Below are 19,936 nucleotides of genomic sequence, written 5' to 3'. Positions count from 1 at the left end.
CACCCTATGCCTGTTCCTTAATGGGACGTTAAATTTGTGCGGCATGTTCTCAACCTGAAACTGTATGTGTGGTAAATCCGATTGATTAACGCGTATCACTGATGGAGGCGGTAAATGGGCTCGGGGGCGGTTTGGCTTGGCTTTGCAATGGTAAACTTCAGCCTATTCGGGGCGGCACTCGCGCGACGCTTCGGTAGGAACCCATGGGGATGGGGAATTCTCTGCCTGCTGCTCGCACTTCCGGGGATTGGGATACTTTGCATAGCGGGTCGCACTCAAGGGGCAAAGGATGCCAAACGCGATGACGCGGATAGCTGGCGCTGGTCCGCTTTGAAACTCGTTGATGAGGATATTAGGGCTGCGGCTGAGACTGCGGCTACCGTTAACCGCGAGCATCTTCTCTCGCAGGTCTACCTCGCTGCCGGGGATCGAAAATACCTGGATGCGGCTTTGCGCTTCGCCTTGGACGACGCCGCCGCCGCGAAGGCTGCGCGGGAGAGCCGACGAGGGCAGAGGAAATACTCCAACCAGATCGCGAACGCGCAATCGTGATCTGGCCGTTCTCCGGGGCCGATGGTAGGAACCTCAAGGCCCCTGAAAATACCGCGATTTTTCAAGGTTCCCCTATTTATTTCAATGATTTGGCATCGTTTGCGGCGCAAGGTTCCGCCTCAGGAGGAACCTCGAATTGGATTTTTCCGCATTTCCGGGGAGCCGCCGCCTTCGCCAGGCGCGCACGCCCCGCCACCGCCACTCTAGATTTTTCAATGGTTTGAAGAGGCTTCGAAGGCTTCTCGGCCGTTTTTGAGGCAGCGCTTGAAGCCAAGCCCGCTTTCACCCATACTTCGCACGCTCAAGGGTGTTTCCACCGAGCCAGCTGTCAAAAACGCTCCGCGCCCTGATCCGCCGTGCTCCCGCCGAAGCCCCTGATTTTTCGGCCTTTCTCGCCAGTTCCCGGCTATTCCCGGATATTCCCGCCTCGTCCGGATATATGTGTCGGACAACAACGGCTTCAATAGGGTCCATGGAAATCTATTGCTGTCCACTGACAGCCGCAATTTTTGGTGGTATCTTTCCGAGAAAATATCCCTATAAATCAATCTGATAGAAAACTTCGAAATTTACGCGGGATTTGAACCCGCAACCGTTGAAAATGCGAAAATCACCGAGGCGGAATGGTCGTCATTGGCTGTGGCCGGAGTTCGGTAGAAGAGTTGACGGGTGTATCAAAGTCAACCGACGGTCCCTGATCTGACAAAACGAGAGCGTCCTCATCTCGTCTTTCCACAGCCAGTTGTAGGGATCGTTTCGTCGAGAACAGCGGGGGCGGAGTATCTCTGATCAGGGAGGTCGCCTGCGTTCTGTCGGCTTGTATGAGGACAGCGACGAGAGTCTGCGAACAGATCATGCAAGGCAGCTTGCAGTTTCAGCTAGCAATACGGATAATGGTGAGACACCTTATCTAGTTGATAAGGCTAATCCGCTGTAGGCATGTCCGCCTTCCCACCGAGACAGGAACGTTGGTTCTGACTCTTTCAAGAGCCTAACCACAACGGCTGACTATCGCTTCGCATTTTCCTGGTTGATGGCGGAGTGTTGCAACGCATACCCGCATGATTGTCGCTAGGGCGATCCAATGAGAAGGCCGGGATCTTGCGATCCCGGCCTTCCGGCAGGCGTCACTTGGATCCCGGGGGAGGGAGACCTAGTGGGCCATGGCGATCTGTCCCTGCATGCTGAGCCCGTTGAGGGCGGCGTTCATGGCGATGGCGGTGACCGCGCCCATGATGACGGGGGAGTGGAACACCACCTGCGACCAGTCCGGCATGAACTGGAAGAAGTCCGGCTTGACGATGGTGATCATCGCCATGGCGACGCTCAAGCCCACCACCATGAAGTTGTTGAAGGTCGTGTCGAAGTCGATCTTCTGCAGGGTCTTCATGCCGACGACGACCAGCGTGCCGAACATCACGAACCCCGCGCCGCCGACCACGGGCTTGGGCAGCGAGGCGATGGCCGTCGCCAGCACCGGCGACAGGCCGAGCACGATGAGGAACCCGCCGGCCAGCGCTACGGTCCAGCGGCTGCGCATGCCCGTGATGTTCACCAGCGCGACGTTTTCCGAGAAGGCGGTATAGGGGAACGAGTTCAGCATGCCGCCGAGCATCGTCGACAGGCCGTCGGCCCGAAGCAGGTCGGCGATGGTGCGCTCCGTCGCGGGCCGGCCGACCATCTCGCCGACGGCGATCGTGTCGCCGACGGATTCCACCCACGTGATGGCGACGACGAGGCACATCGTCAGGACGGGCACGAGATGGAAGGTCGGCATTCCGAAGTGGAAGGGCGTGACGATTGCGACCGGCGCCGCATCCTTGACCGCGCTGAAATCGAGCATGCCCATAACGGCGGCGAAGACGACCCCGACGACCAGGCCGAGGAAGACCGAAATGTTCTTCACGAAGCCGCGGCCGAACATGTTCAGGAGAACGATGACGGCGAGCACGAGGAAGGCGAGGCCGATATAGGCGGGCCGGCCCGCATCCGGCATGAAACCGCCCGCGGCATATTGGATCGCGACCGGCAGCAGGCTGAGCCCCATCACCGTCAGCACCGCGCCGACGACGACGGGCGGGAAGGCCCTGACGATGTAGCGGCCGCGCGGCGCCATGAAGATGGCGAAGAGCCCCGCCGCGATGACCGCGCCGTAGACGGCCTGCAGGCCGGCATTGGGGCCATCCGCAAGGATTGCCGGATTGTTGCCGATGGCGATGACCGGCGAGATCGCGGCGAAGGTGATGCCCTGCATCAGCGGCATGCGCACGCCGAAGCGCCAGAAGCCGACGGTCTGGATCAACGTGGCGAGGCCGCAGGTGATGAGGTCGGCCTGGATCAGATAGGCGATCTGGGCCTGCGTGAGGTTGAGGGCGCCGCCGATGATGAAGGGTACGGCAATGGCGCCGGTATACATGACGAGCACGTGCTGGAGCGCGAACACCGCCATGCGGGCGGCAGGATCTCATCGACGGGATGGACATGCCGTGCAGTCTCGTTGGCGCCGGCCGCAGCCGCGCCATGGTCCGCTTGTCGGGACATGGGCTGAACTCCTGAAGGGAAAGGAAAGGGCGACGGCGTCCGGCGTTTACCAGAAGCCTTCGTGGGCTTTCGCGATCTCTCCTTCAAGCGTCGGAACGGGGCCGACGACCGCCACCCGGCGCTGCCCGGCGTCGAAAATGTGCTCGCAGGGCATGTCCATTGTCAGGTTTTCCGGATTGTCGCCGGTCAGTTCCGCAAGGTGTTTTTCCGTCATGCCGTAGACGAGCCGGCCGATGCCTGCCCAATAGGTGCCGCCCGCGCACATGCGGCACGGCTCCACCGAGGTGACGAGCGTGCATTCGGCGAGGAATTCCGGCGAATAGGCCTTGGCGGCGTCGCGCGCGAGGTTCATCTCCGCGTGGCTGGCGCCCTTGTCGTCCTTGAACGTGTTGTCGGAGATCAGGAGCACCGCTCCATCCGGCCCCGCCAGTAGCACGCCGAATGGGTGGTTGCCCGCCGCCCGGCTTTCCTCCGCGATCTTCATCGTCTCGCGCAGATTGCGCAGGTCGATGTCCGTTGCCTGTCCCTTGTTCTGTCTGTCGAGCATTCGTCACTCCTCCTGAACGCTTAAAACTCCCGGGATCAGAGTGCGCGAGAAGGGGGCTTGCGCCAATTTGAATGAATTGCGCATAGCGTGCGAAAAAACTGCACAGGGAGATTGTTGTGTCAGCGTTTTCGCGGGAGTTCTTCACCTTCGTGGAAGTGGCGCGCGAGCGCTCCATCCGCCGCGCAGCGGAAAAGCTCAATCTTTCGGCCTCCGCCCTCAGCCGCCAGATGTAGATCCTCGAACAGACTTTCGGTGCGCGATTGTTCGTGCGCATGCCGCAGGGCGTGCAATTGACGGAACAGGGGCAGGCGCTGCTGGCGCAGGCCGAGCGTTGGCTGGATGACGAAAGCGCGCTGCAGGCCGGTGGCAACGCGGCCGGCACGCTGCGGCTCGGCGTCATGGAATGCCTTGTGCCCTACATTCTGCCGGGGCTGGAGGCGGAGACGGGGCCGTCCACGCTGAAGGTCTCGGTGGGGGATACCGGCACGCTGGTCAGCCAGCTCTGCCGCAACGAGATCGATGCGCTCCTCGCCTTCAACGTGCCGCGCCTGCCCGAGCTTCGGGTCTATGACGAGCGGAGCTACAACCTCGGAGTGGTCTATGCACTGGCACTTGCGCCCTCGGGCAAGCCGCCGCTCCGCATCGAAAACTGCCTCGGCCGGCCGCTCTGCTTGCCCAATACCAGCCTTTCAGTCTGGCCGCGGCTCGATGCGGAGGTCTACCGCATTCATGCCGAGCCGCATATCGCGCTGAGGAGCAATTCCATCGCCCTCATCATGGAATATGTCGCGGCAGGCAAGGGCATCAGCTTCCTAACCTGACTGGACGCGGCGGCGGGCGTCGCCGAGGGGCGCTTCCTGTTCGCGCGGCTCGCAAACCGCCGCCTGTCGGAAAAGCTCTATCTCTGCGCGGCGGCCAATGCCCCGCCCAGGCCCTTCCAGGCGGCGCGCACCCGCGCGCTCTTCCGCCGCGTTCCTCAGTCCCCGCAAACGGAGTCTGGAAGCAGTGAGAGCTTTCTCGAGGGTGAACATGGCCTTCACCAACGCAACGAGTTGTGACCTATCGGGCTAACCGTCCTTATCCCATCAACGCCTTTAAGGGTATAGATAAGAATCTAGACGTGCGCCGCGTGACGCGGCGCGCATTATGATTAGAGGCTGCTGCCACTTTTTCAGCGACGTCAGTCGGAACCCATTTCGACAAGAGGTCCTTGTTCTCTGCGAGGAAGTGTTTCGCGCCTTCTTCACCCGCAGCTTGGTTTTCCGTTTGCCACGCCAAGAGCTTACTGACAGTTTCGTTGCTCCAGCCGCGCGTGATGAAATACGCCATAACCTCCGGGCTCGTCCAGTCTGCGAACGCCTTTGTCTGTGCGATCGATGTCAGTCGGCACGATGGAGCTTCGCGGAAGCCGCGGATCGTGCCCCTGGCTTCCTCATCCGTTCGAAACCTTTCCGGTCTCGATGGCTCGTGAGGAGGGCCGCATGGAGCGTTCAGATCGACACGGCACTTCCTCCTTCTGATCGACGATAGCGGTGCTGAAGGAGAGGGGTGATCGCGTCGTCTTTCTGTGAACCATCAACATAATCGCTTTTCGCCTGGTTCCTTTCAGCCTAGGTTGCCGGGGAAAGGCCATGGAATCCATGGACTTTCGTGCGATTCTGCCTGGGGAGGACACATGAACCCGACTGAGCCCGTCTACGGGACGGTGACGCTGCTGCTGATCGCGGCGGCCGCCGTTGCGCTGCTTCTTCTGCTCATCCTGCGGTTCCGCCTGCATGCTTTCGTCGCGCTCGTGCTGGTCAGCCTGCTGACCGCGCTGGTCACGGGCATCTCCTTCCAGGACGTGGTTCCGACGCTCTTGCAGGGCTTCGGCTCGACGCTCGCCTCGGTCGCGCTCCTGGTCGGCTTCGGCGCGATGATCGGGCGGATGCTGGAGGTTTCAGGCGGCGCGCAGGTGCTTGCCGACCGGCTGATCGGGCAATTCGGCCATGATCGCGCGCCTTTCGCACTCGGCGTTGCCTCGCTGCTGTTCGGCTTTCCGATCTTCTTCGACGCTGGTCTCGTGGTGATGCTGCCGATCATCTTCAGCGTCGCCCATCGTTTCGGCGGCTCGGTGCTGCTTTATGCTCTGCCATCGGCGGGTGCCTTCGCGGTCATGCACGCCTTCCTGCCGCCCCACCCGGGTCCGGTCGCCGCGGGCGAACTGCTGGGAGCCGATATCGGCCTTCTGGTGCTGGTCGGCCTCGTCGTCGCCCTGCCGACCTGGTATCTGGGCAGCTATCTCTTCGGCCTTTGGGCCGGCAAGCGTTTCGAGCTGCCGGTGCCGGAACTTCTCGGTTCGCTCAGCGAGACGGCGCACGACCGCGAACCGCCGTCCTTCGGCAAGGTGATGCTCGTGCTCCTGCTGCCGCTGGCGCTGATCTTCCTCAATACCGGCCTCGGCACGCTGGTGAGCGCCAAGGTGATCGACGGCGATGCTTTGTGGGTGAGCATCCTGCGCATGGCCGGGCAGACGCCGGTCGCGCTACTCATCACCGTGCTCGTCGGCATGTGGATGCTCAGCGGTCAGCGTACGCTCAAGGACATGGAAAAATTGATGGATGGGGCCCTCGGACCGGTTTGCGCCATCATCCTGGTGACCGGGGCCGGCGGCATGTTCGGCGGCGTGCTGCGCGCAAGCGGCATCGGCCAGGCACTCGCCGGCAGCCTGGAGGCGGTCGGCATGCCGCTGATCGTCGCCGCCTTCCTCATCTCCACCGCGCTGCGCGTGGCGCAGGGCTCGGCCACCGTGGCGTTGACCACGACGGCGGGCTTGCTCGCGCCCACCGTCGCCGCGACGACGGGGCTGAGCTCCTTCGACCTGTGCTTCCTCGTCATCGCCATCGCCTGCGGCGCGACGGTGCTCAGCCATGTCAACGATTCCGGCTTCTGGCTGGTCGGCCGCTTCCTCCAGATGGACGAACGGACCACGCTCCAGACCTGGACGGTGATGGAAACCCTGCTCGGCGTCATCGGCTTCGCCTTCGCCCTTGTCGGATGGTGGATACTATGAGCGGAGAGCTGCACCATATCGTGGTGATGGGCGTTTCCGGCAGCGGCAAGACCACCGTCGGGGAGGCGCTTGCCGAAAGGCTCGGCTGGCGTTTCATCGAGGGCGACAGCTTCCATCCGCCGGAGAACGTGGCCAAGATGTCGGCCGGGATTCCGCTCGACGACAACGATCGTGCTCCATGGCTGAAGGCGCTGGCGGCGGAGATTGCCAGGGATGAGGCGGCCGGCCGGCCCTCCGTGGTCGGATGCTCCGCGCTGAAGCGCGCCTATCGCAATATCCTGCGCAGCGGAGCGCCACGGGTGCGCTTCGTGCATGTCCACGGTGATCGCGCCGTGCTGGCCGATCGGCTTTCGCACCGCGCCGGGCACTTCTTCCCTGCCTCCCTGCTCGACTCGCAGCTTGCTGCGCTCGAACCGCTTGGCCCGGATGAGGACGGCGTGATCGTCGACGTGGCGCTTTCGACCACTGAACAGATCGACCTCGCAATGCGGGAGCTCGGCTACTGACACGGCTTCGGCAGGCTGAGTGAGCGGTGGGGCAACCTTTATATAGAACCCATCTCCACCGCGACACGGCGCAATTGCTCCAGAAACATTGACTGTAGCCCGCTCGGCAACCAGTTCTCGCGCATGGTGATGCCGATCGTGCGCATTCCGAGCCGTTGCCGCACATCTTCGCTGACGGGGATGCAATGCAAGAGCCCCTCCCGTTCTTCGACGGCGATCTGGCGGCGGGAGAGCATGGACAGGCGGTCGCTTTCCATGATGATGGCGCGGGTGAGAACAAGGGAGCTTGTTTCTATGCTGGTTCGCGGGGGTGAGGGGCATTTCTCGAAGAGGGCATCGAATGCGGCGCGAATGGGAGTTCCGGGCCGCTGCGCGACCCATTCCTGCCATGCGAGGTCGTCCAACGATGCGCCTCTCGCGCCGCTGGACAGAAGAGGATGGTTCGTCCGGCCCACGATGGCATACGGATCGTCGAACAGGGCTTCGGTCTTCAGGCCCGAAAGTTCGCTTCCCGAGCGCAGCGCACCGATCAGGATGTCGCTTGCCCCCATCCGCAACTGCTGGGACAGGAGCTCGTAGGAACCGTCCACCACTTCGATCTTCGCGTTCGGATGGGCGGCCAGCAAGGAGTTGATCGCCCGGCCGAGCAGCAGCGTGCGGGCAAGCGGCAGGCTGGCGATCTTGATCCGGCCTTCCATGCGGCCCTCGAGCTCGCGCAGCTCATCGACCGCCTGCTCAAGTTCGGTCAGTGCCACGCGCCAGCGCATCGCGAGGCGGCGGCCGATCGCGTTCGGGGCCACGCCGCTCGGGCCGCGCATGAGGATCGCCCTGCCCACATTGGCCTGCAGCTCGTGAAGCGTCCGGTGCAGCGCCCCCGGCGAGCCGCCTCCGCTGCGGGCCGCTTCGGTGATCGAGCCGCTGGCGGCCAGCGTGATCAGCGCCTCGATCTGGCGAAAGGTGATGCGGACCATGCCCTTCGAGATCAGGGCAGGATCGCGCTGGGAACTCTGGCCCAGTGCCTCGGCCAAGGCCGAGGACAGCTGCTCTTCCATGCGGCGCAGCCGGGCGAGAAGCACCTCGCCCGCGGCCGTCGGCTCGCTGCCGGCGGCGTAACGGTTCAGAAGCCTGGCGCCGAAGCGCTGCTCGATGCCGGCGAGCGCAACGGAGACGGAAGGCTGCGAGACGTTCAGCCCGGCCGCCGCCCTGTTGAGGCTGCCGCTCTCGCAGACCTGCATGAAGAGCCGAAGATGACGGATATTGAGACCTGAAACGTTCATGGCGTTCGGAATCTAATTCAAAAAAAACTATAACACGCTTCGGCTTTGGTATTAGCATCGGAACACCGGTTGATGCCAGTCTCCGCGCTGTAAAGTGGAGGAGCATGGATATGCATCAGAAGACCGGGCTTGTTGTCAGCGCCCATTCCGCCGATTTCGTCTGGCGGGCCGGCGGCGCAATCGCGGCCCACGCAAAGCAGGGTTACGCCGTCACCGTTGTCTGCCTTTCGTTCGGGGAACGGGGCGAATCGGCCAAGCTCTGGCGCAAGCCGGGCATGATGCTCGACGTGGTGAAGGCCGACCGTCGCCGTGAGGCGGAAAACGCTGCAAAGGCGCTCGGTGTCCACGATATCCAGTTCTACGATCTCGGCGATTATCCCATGCAGGTCACGCCGGAGGCATTCGACAGGCTAGTGGATCTCTATCGCGCCGTCCGGCCGGAATTCATGCTGACCCATTCGCGTCAGGATCCCTACAACTTCGATCACCCGATGGCGACCGAGTTTGCGCAGCATGCGCGCGTCATCGCCCAGGCGCATGGCCACAAGTCGGGGGAGCCCGTCCTTGGTGCGCCGCCGGTCTATCTCTTCGAGCCGCACCAGCCGGAACAGTGCAACTGGAAGCCAAATTTCCTTCTCGATATCAGCGATGTCTGGGAGAGGAAGCTGGCGGCGATCAAATGCATGGAAGGGCAGGAGCATCTTTGGGAATATTATACCCGGGTCGCTCTCCAGCGCGGCGTTCAGGCTTCGCGCAACTCCGACTACAAGATCACCTATGGCGAAGCCTATGAGGCCGTCTTCCCGCATGTCACCGGCACGCTGGGGCATGGAGCACTGGCATGAACGTCGTGCACCGGAACATTGATCGGGCGCCGCTCGATGTCGTCAACGCGCTGTCGGAATGCGGTGTCGCGACCGTACACGAGGCCATGGGGCGCGTCGGGCTGATGCAGTCCCATATGCGGCCGATCTGGCGCGGCGCGCGGGTCGCCGGCACGGCGGTGACGGTCTCGATCCCGCCGGCGGACAACTGGATGATCCATGTGGCGGTGGAACAGTGCCGGGAGGGCGACATTCTCGTGGTCGCCCCGACCTCGCTGTGCGATGCCGGCTATTTCGGTGAATTGCTCGCGACATCGCTCAAGGTGCGCGGCGTGCGTGGCCTGGTGATCGAAGCCGGCGTGCGGGACATCGCCGAGCTTGAGGAGATGGGCTTTCCCGTCTGGTCGCGTTTCGTCTCCGCGCAGGGCACGGTCAAGGCGACGCTCGGCTCCGTCAATGTTCCGATCGTGTGCGCCGGCGCCGCCATCGCGCCTGGCGATGTCATCATAGCGGACGATGACGGCGTGATGGTCGTGCCGAAGGCCGAGGCGCAAACCGCGCTTGAGGCATCACGGGCAAGGCTGGACAAGGAGCGGCAGACCCGGGCACGGCTCGCCGCAGGCGAGCTGGGCCTGGATATCTACAGGATGCGGGAGGCTTTGGCCGCAAAGGGGCTGACCTACATCGATTGATCGAAGGCCGGGAAGGTGGAGGAACCTTTCCCGCACGGGAGGACGAATGACCACGATTGCTTTCATCGGCTTCGGCGAGGCGGCACAGTCCATCGCCGGCGGCCTTGGTGGCCGAAATGCCGCGCGGCTTGCCGCCTATGACCTGCGCTTCAAGGATCCGGCAGCCTCTGCCGTCCTGCGCGATATCGCAGCGCAACGCGGCGTGGAGCCGCTTGACGATATTGCCGGCATTGCTTCGGCGGATGTTGTGCTGTCGCTCGTCGTCGGTGCGGCGACCAGGGCCGTTGCCACATCGGCGGCGCCGCATCTTTCGGAGCAGGCGATCTTCATCGATCTCAATTCCGTCGGTCCGGATACCAAGGCGCTCGCCGCCAGGGAAATAGCGGCCGGCAAGGGAAGCTTCGTCGAGGGCGCCGTCATGGCCCGCGTGCCGCCCTATGCGGAGAAGGTGCCGATCCTGGTTGCCGGCAAACGCGCGGGCGAGATCGCCGACCGCCTCAATGCGCTCGGCATGAACCTTGAGGCCGTCGGGGATACGCCCGGCCAGGCCTCGTCGCTCAAGATGATCCGGTCGGTGATGATCAAGGGCGTGGAAGCGCTGCTGATCGAGGCGCTTTCCTCGGCGGAGCGCGCCGGCGTCACCGAGCGCATCCTGGATTCCGTCGGAGAAACCTTTCCCGGGCTCGACTGGCGCCAGGTCGCGGACTACTACCTGTCGCGAACTTTCGAACACGGTGCGCGTCGCGTGACCGAGATGACCGAGGCGGCCGAGACGATCGAATCCTTCGGTCTGAAGGCACCCATGTCGCGGGCCGCCTGCGAGACCATAGCTGCCGCCCATGCGGCGATGAAGGATCAGGGCCTTGCCGTGACGGACGGATATCGCGGTTTCGTGCCCGTGCTGGCACGCCGCCTGGCAGGGGATCTCTGAGATGGACGGCATTCTTCAGTCGCTCGGCGTCATCTTCAGCTTCTCCGGCCTGGCGGTCCTCATCGCCGGGGCGTTGCTCGGCATCGTCATCGGCGCCTTGCCGGGCCTCGGCCCGTCGATCGGGCTGAGCCTTCTCATCCCCTTCACCTACAATCTCGGCCCCGAGCTCAGCATGCTGATGATGATCTCGCTCTACACTTCGGCCGAGTATGGCGGGTCGATCAGCGCGATCCTGCTCTCGACACCCGGCACGGCGGCCGCTGCCGCCACCGCCATCGACGGCTACGCCATGGCGCGCAAGGGCAAGGCGAACGAGGCCATATCGATCTCGCTAACCGCGTCCACGGTGGGCGGTGTCTTCGGTGGTCTGGCCCTGCTGTTGCTGGCGATGCCGCTGGCGGCGCTTGCCCTCAGGTTCGGCCCGGCCGGCTATTTCGCGGTCGGCGTGTTCGGCCTCACGTCGGTTGCCGCGCTGTCCGGCGGCTCGCTGGTCAAGGGTCTCGTCTGCGCGGCCTTCGGCCTCGCGCTTGCGACGATCGGCATCGATCCCATCGCCGGCACGCCGCGTTTCACCTTCGGCCTGTTCGAGCTTTATGAAGGCGTGCCGTTCCTCGCCGCGCTCATCGGTCTCTTCGCCGTGTCGGAGGCGCTGGTGATGATCGAAACCCGCGTGGCGGCAGCCCCTGTCATCAAGGACAAGGTCGGCCACGTCTTCATGTCCGGCGCGCTGTGGAAGGAAACCTGGCGCTCCATGCTGTCGGGTTCGGTCATCGGCACCCTGCTCGGCATCCTGCCCGGCGTCGGTGGCAACATCGCCTGTTGGGTCGCCCGCGATTATGCCCGGGCGCGTGATCCCCACCCCGAGGAATATGGCCACGGCTCCGCAAACGGCATCGCCGCGCCCGAGGCCTCCAACAATGCGACCGTCGGCGGTGCGCTCGTCCCGCTGCTCGCGCTTGGCGTGCCGGGGTCTCCGACGACCGCCATCATGGTCGGCGCCCTCATCATGCACGGCCTTCATCCCGGCCCGCAGCTCTTCACGGAAGCACCCTCGCTGGTCTATGCGATCCTCTTCGGCACGATCATCGCCTCCCTGGTGCAATACGCCGCGGGCTCGCTGTTCCTGCCGCTGATGGCGCGGGTGATGCGCCTGCCGGATGCGGTCATCGCCGTCGGCATCATGGCCTTTGCGGTGCTCGGCGCCTTCGCCATCCGCAACCTGATGTTCGACGTCTATCTGATGCTCGGCTTCGGCGTTGTCGGCTATCTCATGAAGAAGCTGCGTTTCCCGGTCGCCCCGATCATCCTGGCGATGGTGCTCGGCTACCTCGTGGAGTCCAACTATCGCACGGCGCTGGTCTCCTCGCAGGGCGACTACATGATTTTCATCACCGACCCGGTCAGCCTGCTGTTCCTCGTCCTCAGCCTCGTCAGCCTGCTGACGCCGCTTTGGCGCCGGCTCCAGGCCCGGCGCATGCGCCGGATCGAGGAAGCAGAAGGCGACGTCGCCCGCTAGGCAAGAATTCAACTGGAGGAGAAAAAGATATGACGATTAACAGAAGAACATTCGGCGCACGCCTGGCAGGCGCTGCCCTGGGAGTGGCGCTCGCCCTTTCGAGCGTCGCCCTGCCGGCCCCGGCCATGGCGGCGGATTTCCCGGAAAAGACGGTGACGCTGGTGGTCTGGGCGGGTGCTGGAGGCGCGCTCGATACCTATGGCCGCAAGCTTGCGGAACTTCTGGAAAAGGAGTCCGGCTGGACCGTCAAGGTCGACAATCGGCCGGGCGGCAGCGGTGCGGTCGGCGTTTCCCAGATCATGACCCAGCCGGCGGATGGCTACAACATCCTGGTGTTCACCGGCACGCTGACCTTCGGCATCGCCCAGGGCCTCATTCCCTTCGAGCTCAAGGACTTCCGCATGCTGCGCGCCATGCAGTCGGAGCCGTCCTCGCTGGCCGTGCTGTCCGACAGTCCGTTCAAGTCGGTCGACGACTTCGTCAAGTACATGAAGGAGAACCCGAGCGGGCTGAAGGTCGGCGGCCATGCGCCCGGCGGCTTCCACCAGTACATGCTGTACCAGCTGATGAAGGCGGGCGGCTTCGAAAGCGGCTGGATTCCGCACGACGCCTCCGGCAAGGTGACGCTCGCCCTGCTCGGCAAGCATATCGATGCCGCCATGATGACACCGTCGACCGGCCTTGCGCAGGTGAAGAACGGCGAGATCAAGCTGCTCGGCATTTCCACCGACAAGCGCAGCGAATTCCTGCCCGACGTTCCGACCTTCAAGGAACTGGGCTACGACATCGAAGGCGCCGTGTGGCGCGGCATCGCCGTGAAGGCCGGAACGCCCGATGACGTGGCCGCCGCCATTCAGGCTGCGGTGGACAAGGTCACGGCTTCCGAGGACTGGGAGAAGTTCCAGACCGAGCAGTTCCAGGACAGCCCGGACTGGAAGGAGGAGGAGTTCACCAGAAGGGCGGAGAGCGACCTCACCAACCAGCTCGAATTCCTCAAGGCGAACGGACTGGCGCAATGACAGGCCACGCTTCAGCCGTTTCGGGCTCCGGTCTCTCCCCCGCCTCAGGGGGAGGGAAACCCCGCAAACATTTCTGGCAGAACCTCATCGCGGCCTGTGTTTCGCTGGGCTGGAATGCGAGCTTCTTTGCCATGAGCCTCGCGCTTCCGGCCGGGCACTCGCGGGGGGATGTGGGCCCGGGTGCGCTCCCGATGGAGATTGCCATCTTCGGCATGGTCGTTTCGGCGATCTACTTCGTGCAGGTGCTGCGTGGCCATGCTCTCGGTGGCGCGGACGAAAAGGTGGATGTGGCGCGTGTCGCGTGCCTGCTCGGTCTTTTTGTCGCCGTGGCGCTCAGCGCGAACTGGATCGGCCTGGCGCTCGGTCTCGGCGTCGGCTCCGGCGTTGCGACCTTGCTCTTTCCGGGAACGAGGCCGCTGGTGCGCGCGGTCGCAACCGGCATCGGTTTCTGGGCGATTGCCTATGTGCTGTTCGGCATGCTGCTCGAGCTTCCGCTGCCCTGACCTGAAACGCTATCGATTGGAGTGAACGACATGACCGCGGATGGCATCCCGTGCATGATGATGAGGGGCGGCACGTCGAAGGGCGCTTATTTTCTCGCTGACGATCTGCCTGCCGATCCTGCGGAGCGGGACCGGCTGCTGCTGCGTATCATGGGCTCGCCGGATCCGCGCCAGATCGACGGCATCGGCGGGGCCGATCCGCTGACGAGCAAGGTCGCCGTCATACGGGCATCGGCCCGGCCGGGCTTCGACGTAGACTTCCTCTTCCTCCAGGTCTTCGTCGACCAGGCGCTGGTGAGCGATAGCCAGAACTGCGGCAATATCCTTGCCGGGGTCGGAGCCTTTGCGGTCGAGCGGGGTCTCGTCCGGCCGGCCGAAGGCGAAACGTCCATTCGTATCTATATGGAAAACACCGCGCAGTCGGCCGTCGCGCGCATAACGACCCGCAACGGTCGCCCGGTCTATGCGGGCGAGGCGCGTATCGATGGTGTGCCGACACCTGCGGCCCCCGTTTACCTCACCTTCACCGATGCCGCCGGTTCGAGCTGCGGTGCGCTGCTGCCGACCGGGTCTGCGGCAACGGAGATCGAGGGTATCGCCTGCACGCTGATCGACAACGGCATGCCGGTCGTCGTGATGCGCGCGGCGGATTTCGGCCTGACCGGCTATGAAAGCCGCGAGGAGCTGGAGGCGAACGATGCCGTCAAGGCGCGTATCGAACGCATCCGGCTCATTGCCGGTCCATTGATGAACCTCGGTGACGTCGCGAAGAAGTCCGTGCCCAAGATGACGCTCGTCGCCCCGCCGACGGCGAGCGGGGCCATCATGACGCGCAGCTTCATTCCCCACCGCGTCCATGCCTCCATTGGCGTCTTCGGAGCGCTGAGCGTAGCGACCGCGTGCATGTTTCCGGAAAGCCCGGCGGCGTCATTAGCTTCCTTGCCGGCCGGTGAAGACAAGAGCGTCTCCGTCGAGCATCCGACAGGCAGAATGGACATTCTCCTGCGGCTTGACAGCAACGCACCTGACGGGTTGGGGGAGTGCTCTTTCCTGCGAACGGCCAGAAAGCTGTTCGACGGACGGGTATTCACCGAATAAAGCCCACCTTCAGGACGAAACCCCGCTATACAGCTCGGCATAACTCTCGCGCAGCACGTTCTTCTGCACCTTGCCCATCGTGTTGCGCGGCAGGTCCTCGACGAAGAGCACGCGCTTGGGCTGCTTGTAGCGCGCCAGCCGGTCCTTCAGCCCGTCGAGCACCGCCTGCTCGTCGATGGCCGCGCCCTTCTGGCGCACCACGACGGCCGTCACGCCCTCGCCGAAATCGGGATGGGGCACGCCGATGACCGCGCTCTCGACGATGCCGGGCATGCCGTCGATCTCGGTTTCCACCTCCTTCGGATAGATGTTGTAGCCGCCGGAAATGACGAGGTCCTTGCCGCGTCCGACGATGTGCACGTAGCCGCGCGCGTCGATCAGGCCGAGATCGCCGGTGATGAAGAAGCCGTCCGCACGGAACTCCGCCGCCGTCTTCTCCGGCATGCGCCAGTAGCCCTTGAAGACGTTCGGCCCCTTCACCTCGATCATGCCGGTCTCGCCGTCCGGCAGGGGCCTGCCGGTCTCCGGCTCGGTGACGCGCAGCGACACGCCGGGCAGCGGGAAGCCCACCGTGCCGGCAATGCGATCGCCATCATAGGGGTTGGAGGTGTTCATGTTGGTCTCGGTCATGCCATAGCGCTCCAGGATGGCATGGCCGGTCTTTTCCGAGAAGCTGCGATGGGTTTCGGCGAGCAGCGGCGCGGAGCCGGAGACGAAGAGCCGCATGCCGGCCGTTGCCGCCGGCGTCAGGCCGGGATGCTGCACGAGGCGGACATAGAAGGTCGGCACGCCCATCATCACGGTGGCCTCCGCCATCAGGCGCAACACCTCGTCGGCATCGAACTTCGGCAGCAGGTACATCGACGAACCGGACAGCAGCGTGACGTTCGAGGCGACGAACAGGCCGTGCGTGTGGAAGATCGGCAGGGCATGGATCAGCCGGTCGGCGCGGGTGAAGCGCCAGTGGTCGCGAAGGGCGAGCGCGTTGGACAGCAGGTTGTCGTGCGTCAGCATCGCGCCCTTGGAGCGGCCTGTCGTGCCGGAGGTGTAGAGGATCGCTGCAAGATCGTCCGGGCCGCGCTCCGCGTCGAGGAAATCGGTCTCCTCGTCCGCCGCAAGCTCCAGCAGTGAGCCGCCGCCCGCTTCGTCCAACGTTTCGACATGGGCGCCGTATTTGCCGGCGATGAGGCTGACGCCCTCGCGGGCACCCGGCGAGACGACGACGAGGCGAGGTTCGGCATCGCCGATAAAATAGTCGAGTTCCGCCAGCGTATAGGCGGTGTTGAGCGGCAGGTAGACGGCGCCGGCCCTGACGCAGGCGAGATAGAGCATCAGCGCCTCGGGGCTCTTTTCCACCTGCACGGCAACCCGATCGCCGGGGCGTACGCCGAGCGTATCGAGAGCGCCCGCCAGCCGTCCCGATAGCGTCAGCATGTCGCCATAGGTCCATCGACGGCCGTCGCCCGTCTCGATGAAGATCGCCTCCGGCGTCGCCGCCGCGCGGATCGCGTCGAAAAGATGATTGCTCATGCGCTCAACTCCCTGCTCCCCTTCTTCTTCTCGTCGCGGTCCTCCGTGCCGCCGCCGACCAGCGGCACGAGACTGCGGCCGCCGCGGTCGGTCGGCACGAGACGCCGGATGGTAGGGGTCGTCACCACCTCGTTGCGGCCGGCGAAGGCTTCGTGGTTGGTCTCGATGTCGTCGAGCTTGTAAAGGTAGTTCACCATCAGCCCGTGCGCCTGGCGCATCGCGCGACCGGAGCGGTCGGCGAGGAAATTGATGCGCTCCAGCCGGGCGCCGTTGCCGAGATGGAAGCGGGCGACGGGATCGACGATGCGTCCTTTTGCATCGCGTGCCCTGAGAAAGTACCACGCGGCCGCGGCGGTCATGGTCGGCTGGACGGTTGCCGCGATTTCCTCGTCGTCGGCCCAGCCCTCGGTGTCGAGCACGGCAAGCCTGGCCTTTTCCGCATCGCCGAACGCGTCCGACGCCTCCGCGCGCCGTTCACGCGCGAGCCACGCAGCGAAGCCAGGTACCGGGGAAAGCGTGACGAACGTGTCGAGTTTCGGCAGGTCGCGGCGCAGATCCTCCACCACCTGCTTGATGAGGAAGTTGCCGAAGGAGATGCCCCGCAGGCCCTCCTGGCAATTCGAGATGGAATAGAAAACGGCCGTCGTGGCATCGGCGGCCCTGATGGGAGCCCGATCTTCGCGCAGGAGTTCGTCGATGCGTGAAGGCATATCCCGCGTCAGCGCCACTTCCACGAAGATCAGCGGCTCGTCCGGCAATTGCGGGTGGAAGAAGGCGAAGCAGCGCCGGTCCTCCGGCGCGAGACGTCGCCTCAGCTCGTCCCACCCGCCGATATGGTGCACCGCTTCATAGCGGATGATCTTCTCCAGGATGTCCGCCGGCGTCGACCAGCTTATCGGGCGGAGCACGAGGAACCCGCGGTTGAACCAGGAGCCGAAGAGGTGAGCGAAATCGGCATCGACGGCCTCGAGGTCGCGATCCTCCTCCTTGAGCTTGAGGAGCACCTCGCGCATTGCGACGAGCGTCGCGATGCCGTTCGGCGCAAGGTTCAGCCGCCGGATCAGTTCCTGGCGCCGCGGTTCGGCGGCGACATGGAGCTCCAGAAGCGCTTTCGGGCTCTGGCTCGCCCGGTAGGTGTCGATCGCCGCCTCCAGCCGGTCGGTCTTCGGCCCGAAGCGGGCAAGCAGCATCCGCATGAACTCGCGCTGCTTTTCGGTGTCGAAGGTCCGCCAGCGGTCGAGGATGTCCTTGGCGAGCGCCATGCCGGAGGCCTCGCCGCGGCTCGACAGCAGCGTCTCGCAGTGCGCCTCGATCGCGGCGAGCGGATCGAGCGTGTCCTCGCGCGCGCCGAAGGACAGGAAACGCCGTCCCCGCTCGGTGATCGTCTGCAGCATGTCGCTGAACAGGGATGCGGTGTTCATTGGACGGCTCCCAGCATCTGGTTCGGCAGCCAGGTGGCGATGTCGGGGAAGATGCAGAGAATGACGATCGCCAGGAACATGACCAGTACGTATGGAAGCGAGCCCCAGAGGATGTCCTTGGTCGGAATGGTCGGGGCGATCGCATTGATAACGAAGAGGTTGAGCCCGATCGGCGGGGTGATGAGGCCGACCTCCATGTTGATCGTCAGCACGATCGCGAACCAGTAGGGGTCGAAACCGGCCTGGGTGACGATGGGAAAGAGCATCGGCGCGGTCATGACGATGACGGCGACGGGCGGCAGGAACATGCCGCAGACCAAGAGGAAGATGTTGATGATGAACATCAGCACCCAGCGGTTGACCTCAAGGTCGGCGATGGCGGCCGCGACCGTCTGGGTGATGAAGAGGGAGGACAGGGCGAAGGCGAAGAGTTCCGCCGCCGCCATGATCATCATGATCATCACGCTTTCGCGCATGGCCGAGCCGAAGATGCCGGCGACCGGCTTTAGCCGAAACAGGCGATAGGCGACGATCACGACGACAAGCGTAAGGAACGCGCCCGCGCCTGCCGCCTCCGAGGGCGTCGCGATACCGCCGTAAAGCACGTAGAGCGTGCCGGCGATGATCAGGAGGAAGGGCAGGATGCGCGGCAGGCGGGAAAGACGCTCCTGCATCGTGTAGCGGATCGCACGGGCGTCGAATTCGTAGCCTTTCCGCTTGCAGTCGATGACGGCCCAGATCATGAACATGACGGTGAGCATGATGCCGGGGATGACGCCGGCCATGAACAGACGCCCGATCGATGTCTCCGTCGCGATGCCGTAGACGATGAGCGTGACGGAGGGCGGGATCAGGATGCCCAGCGTTCCGCCGGCGGCGATGGACCCGGTGGCGACCGAGGTCGGGTAACCGCGCCGGAGCATCTCCGGAATGCCCATCTTGCCGATGGCCGCGCAGGTGGCCGGCGACGAGCCGGTCATGCCGGAAAAGATGGCGCAGGCGCCGATGTTCGACAGCACCAGCCCGCCCGGAATGCGGTTCAGCCAACGGTCGAGCGCCGTATAGAGATCCGAGCCGGCCGGCGAGGAGGCGACCGCTGCCCCCATCAGCACGAACATCGGTATGGAAACATAGGCAAGGTTGGCGATACCCGAGAACATCGTGTCGCCCAACACGTAGAAGATGGCGGCGCCGCTCTGCAGATAGAGCGCGAGGAAGGCGGCGAGCCCCAGCGCGAAGGCGATCGGCATACCGGTTGCGAGCAGCGCGAAAAGGCAGACGATGATCATCAGGCCGGCGAGGGTAGGGCTCATCGCGGGAACTCCTTGGGAAGGGGCAGGTCGTCGCCGGTGCCGGCCGCCTGTTGCCCGGCAATCGGGGCATGGGTGCCGGCCGGCGCCGCCCCCGTGGTCAGCAGGATGAGGATCTGCGCCACATATTGCAGGCAGAGCACCGCGAAGCCGGCCGGCAATGCCGAGAGCGGTATCCAGAGCGGCGGCGCCCAGACACTCGAATGGCGCCAGTTACCGAGCCATGCCTCGTGGAACTGGACCCAGGTCGCCGCGAGCATGATAATGCAGAAGGCGAGCCCCAGAACGCTCGCCGTCAGGCGCATGCCGGCGCGGGTGCGCTCGCCGACGAGCATCTCCACGACGTCGACACCGACATGACCGCCCTTCATCAGCACATAGGGTGCGCCGAGGAACATCGCGGCCGTGGCGGAGAACACGACGAAGTCGGTCTGCCAGATCGTCGGCATGCGGAAGATGTAGCGCAGCAGGATCATCTGGCAGACTACCAGCATGGCCGCGACGATGAGGAGCGTGGCGATGAGGGCCAGCCCGCGCGACAACGCGCCGACCGCCCGGATATAGGCGTTGACCATCTGAGATCCCCTTGTTGGCCTGAGGAACGGGCAGCAGGTGTC

General features: G+C 64.3%; 18 protein-coding genes and 1 pseudogene. 11 read left to right on the top strand and 8 right to left on the bottom strand.

The genetic code is table 11. The annotated features are described in order from the left end of the window. Positions 1-1,705: 1,705 nt before the first annotated feature. The gene (locus AABQ55_RS20575) at positions 1,706-3,001 is read right to left on the bottom strand and encodes a nucleobase:cation symporter-2 family protein (RefSeq protein WP_272806362.1); all 1,296 of its coding nucleotides are present in this window, start codon (positions 2,999-3,001) and stop codon (positions 1,706-1,708) included. Positions 3,002-3,139: 138 nt separating this feature from the next. After that, complete coding sequence (locus AABQ55_RS20570; protein WP_272806361.1) at positions 3,140-3,640, bottom strand: nucleoside deaminase; 501 nt, start codon at positions 3,638-3,640, stop codon at positions 3,140-3,142. A gap of 116 nt (positions 3,641-3,756) precedes the next feature. Here AABQ55_RS20570 and AABQ55_RS20565 point away from each other — a divergent pair, with 116 nt between their 5' ends. After that, on the top strand, positions 3,757-3,873 hold the full coding sequence (locus AABQ55_RS20565) for a helix-turn-helix domain-containing protein (RefSeq protein ID WP_272806360.1): 117 nt from the start codon (positions 3,757-3,759) through the stop codon (positions 3,871-3,873). A 39-nt stretch (positions 3,874-3,912) separates the two neighbouring features. Continuing rightward, positions 3,913-4,461 (top strand): LysR family transcriptional regulator substrate-binding protein, encoded by a 549-nt coding sequence (locus AABQ55_RS20560; protein WP_272807510.1) that lies wholly within the window; start codon positions 3,913-3,915, stop codon positions 4,459-4,461. Positions 4,462-4,795: 334 nt separating this feature from the next. Here AABQ55_RS20560 and AABQ55_RS37790 read toward each other — a convergent pair. After that, positions 4,796-4,981, bottom strand: a pseudogene (locus AABQ55_RS37790) (ABC transporter substrate-binding protein); the annotation flags it as partial. Between the two features lie 334 nt (positions 4,982-5,315). On the opposite strand from AABQ55_RS37790, the gene AABQ55_RS20555 reads away from it, so the two are divergent. Together AABQ55_RS20555 and AABQ55_RS20550 are read left to right on the top strand one after the other, a co-directional pair. Then, positions 5,316-6,692: a GntP family permease gene (locus AABQ55_RS20555; protein ID WP_272806359.1), complete on the top strand. Its 1,377-nt coding sequence runs from the start codon at positions 5,316-5,318 to the stop codon at positions 6,690-6,692. Continuing rightward, positions 6,689-7,198, top strand: a complete 510-nt coding sequence (locus AABQ55_RS20550) for a gluconokinase (protein ID WP_272806358.1) — start codon at positions 6,689-6,691, stop codon at positions 7,196-7,198. Before AABQ55_RS20555 ends, AABQ55_RS20550 begins: the two co-directional genes overlap by 4 nt. A gap of 38 nt (positions 7,199-7,236) precedes the next feature. Here AABQ55_RS20550 and AABQ55_RS20545 read toward each other — a convergent pair whose 3' ends face one another. Then, a complete protein-coding gene (locus tag AABQ55_RS20545) occupies positions 7,237-8,475 on the bottom strand; it encodes a LysR family transcriptional regulator (RefSeq protein ID WP_272806357.1) in 1,239 nt (412 codons plus the stop codon). Positions 8,476-8,585: 110 nt separating this feature from the next. Here AABQ55_RS20545 and AABQ55_RS20540 point away from each other — a divergent pair, with 110 nt between their 5' ends. Genes AABQ55_RS20540 through AABQ55_RS20510 form a run of 7 tightly spaced genes read left to right on the top strand, consistent with a single transcriptional unit; the run spans position 8,586 to position 15,058 of the window. Continuing rightward, entirely contained in the window at positions 8,586-9,320 is a 735-nt protein-coding gene (locus tag AABQ55_RS20540) for a PIG-L deacetylase family protein (protein WP_272806356.1), read from the top strand. Beyond that, positions 9,317-9,991, top strand: a complete 675-nt coding sequence (locus AABQ55_RS20535) for a 4-carboxy-4-hydroxy-2-oxoadipate aldolase/oxaloacetate decarboxylase (RefSeq protein WP_272806355.1) — start codon at positions 9,317-9,319, stop codon at positions 9,989-9,991. Before AABQ55_RS20540 ends, AABQ55_RS20535 begins: the two co-directional genes overlap by 4 nt. Positions 9,992-10,037: 46 nt before the next feature. Further along, the gene (locus AABQ55_RS20530) at positions 10,038-10,922 is read left to right on the top strand and encodes an NAD(P)-dependent oxidoreductase (protein WP_272806354.1); all 885 of its coding nucleotides are present in this window, start codon (positions 10,038-10,040) and stop codon (positions 10,920-10,922) included. Between the two features lies 1 nt (position 10,923). Further along, positions 10,924-12,438 (top strand): tripartite tricarboxylate transporter permease, encoded by a 1,515-nt coding sequence (locus AABQ55_RS20525; RefSeq protein WP_272806353.1) that lies wholly within the window; start codon positions 10,924-10,926, stop codon positions 12,436-12,438. Positions 12,439-12,467: 29 nt separating this feature from the next. Then, entirely contained in the window at positions 12,468-13,457 is a 990-nt protein-coding gene (locus tag AABQ55_RS20520) for a tripartite tricarboxylate transporter substrate binding protein (RefSeq protein WP_272806352.1), read from the top strand. Continuing rightward, positions 13,454-13,960: a tripartite tricarboxylate transporter TctB family protein gene (locus tag AABQ55_RS20515; protein WP_272806351.1), complete on the top strand. Its 507-nt coding sequence runs from the start codon at positions 13,454-13,456 to the stop codon at positions 13,958-13,960. Before AABQ55_RS20520 ends, AABQ55_RS20515 begins: the two co-directional genes overlap by 4 nt. A 30-nt stretch (positions 13,961-13,990) precedes the next feature. Further along, on the top strand, positions 13,991-15,058 hold the full coding sequence (locus AABQ55_RS20510; protein ID WP_272806350.1) for a 4-oxalomesaconate tautomerase: 1,068 nt from the start codon (positions 13,991-13,993) through the stop codon (positions 15,056-15,058). 9 nt (positions 15,059-15,067) lie between these two features. Here the strand turns inward: AABQ55_RS20510 and AABQ55_RS20505 are convergent, their stop codons facing one another. The 4 genes from AABQ55_RS20505 to AABQ55_RS20490 are packed head-to-tail and all read right to left on the bottom strand — an operon-like array spanning position 15,068 to position 19,894. Then, on the bottom strand, positions 15,068-16,588 hold the full coding sequence (locus AABQ55_RS20505) for a malonate--CoA ligase (RefSeq protein WP_272806349.1): 1,521 nt from the start codon (positions 16,586-16,588) through the stop codon (positions 15,068-15,070). Beyond that, positions 16,585-18,009, bottom strand: a complete 1,425-nt coding sequence (locus AABQ55_RS20500; protein ID WP_272806348.1) for a malonyl-CoA decarboxylase — start codon at positions 18,007-18,009, stop codon at positions 16,585-16,587. Before AABQ55_RS20500 ends, AABQ55_RS20505 begins: the two co-directional genes overlap by 4 nt. Further along, positions 18,006-19,322 carry a TRAP transporter large permease gene (locus AABQ55_RS20495; RefSeq protein ID WP_272806347.1) on the bottom strand — a complete coding sequence of 439 codons (1,317 nt, stop codon included), beginning with the start codon at positions 19,320-19,322 and terminating at the stop codon, positions 18,006-18,008. The genes AABQ55_RS20500 and AABQ55_RS20495 overlap by 4 nt, the downstream gene beginning before the upstream one ends. Further along, entirely contained in the window at positions 19,319-19,894 is a 576-nt protein-coding gene (locus tag AABQ55_RS20490) for a TRAP transporter small permease subunit (protein WP_272806346.1), read from the bottom strand. Before AABQ55_RS20490 ends, AABQ55_RS20495 begins: the two co-directional genes overlap by 4 nt. Between the last annotated feature and the right edge of the window lie 42 nt (positions 19,895-19,936).

It is taken from the genome of Shinella sp. WSD5-1 (assembly GCF_963942435.1).
Taxonomy (GTDB): Bacteria; Pseudomonadota; Alphaproteobacteria; order Rhizobiales; family Rhizobiaceae; genus Shinella; species Shinella yambaruensis.
The sequence above is the reverse complement of the archived record's forward strand: the minus strand, read 5'-3'. Positions and strand labels throughout refer to the sequence as shown.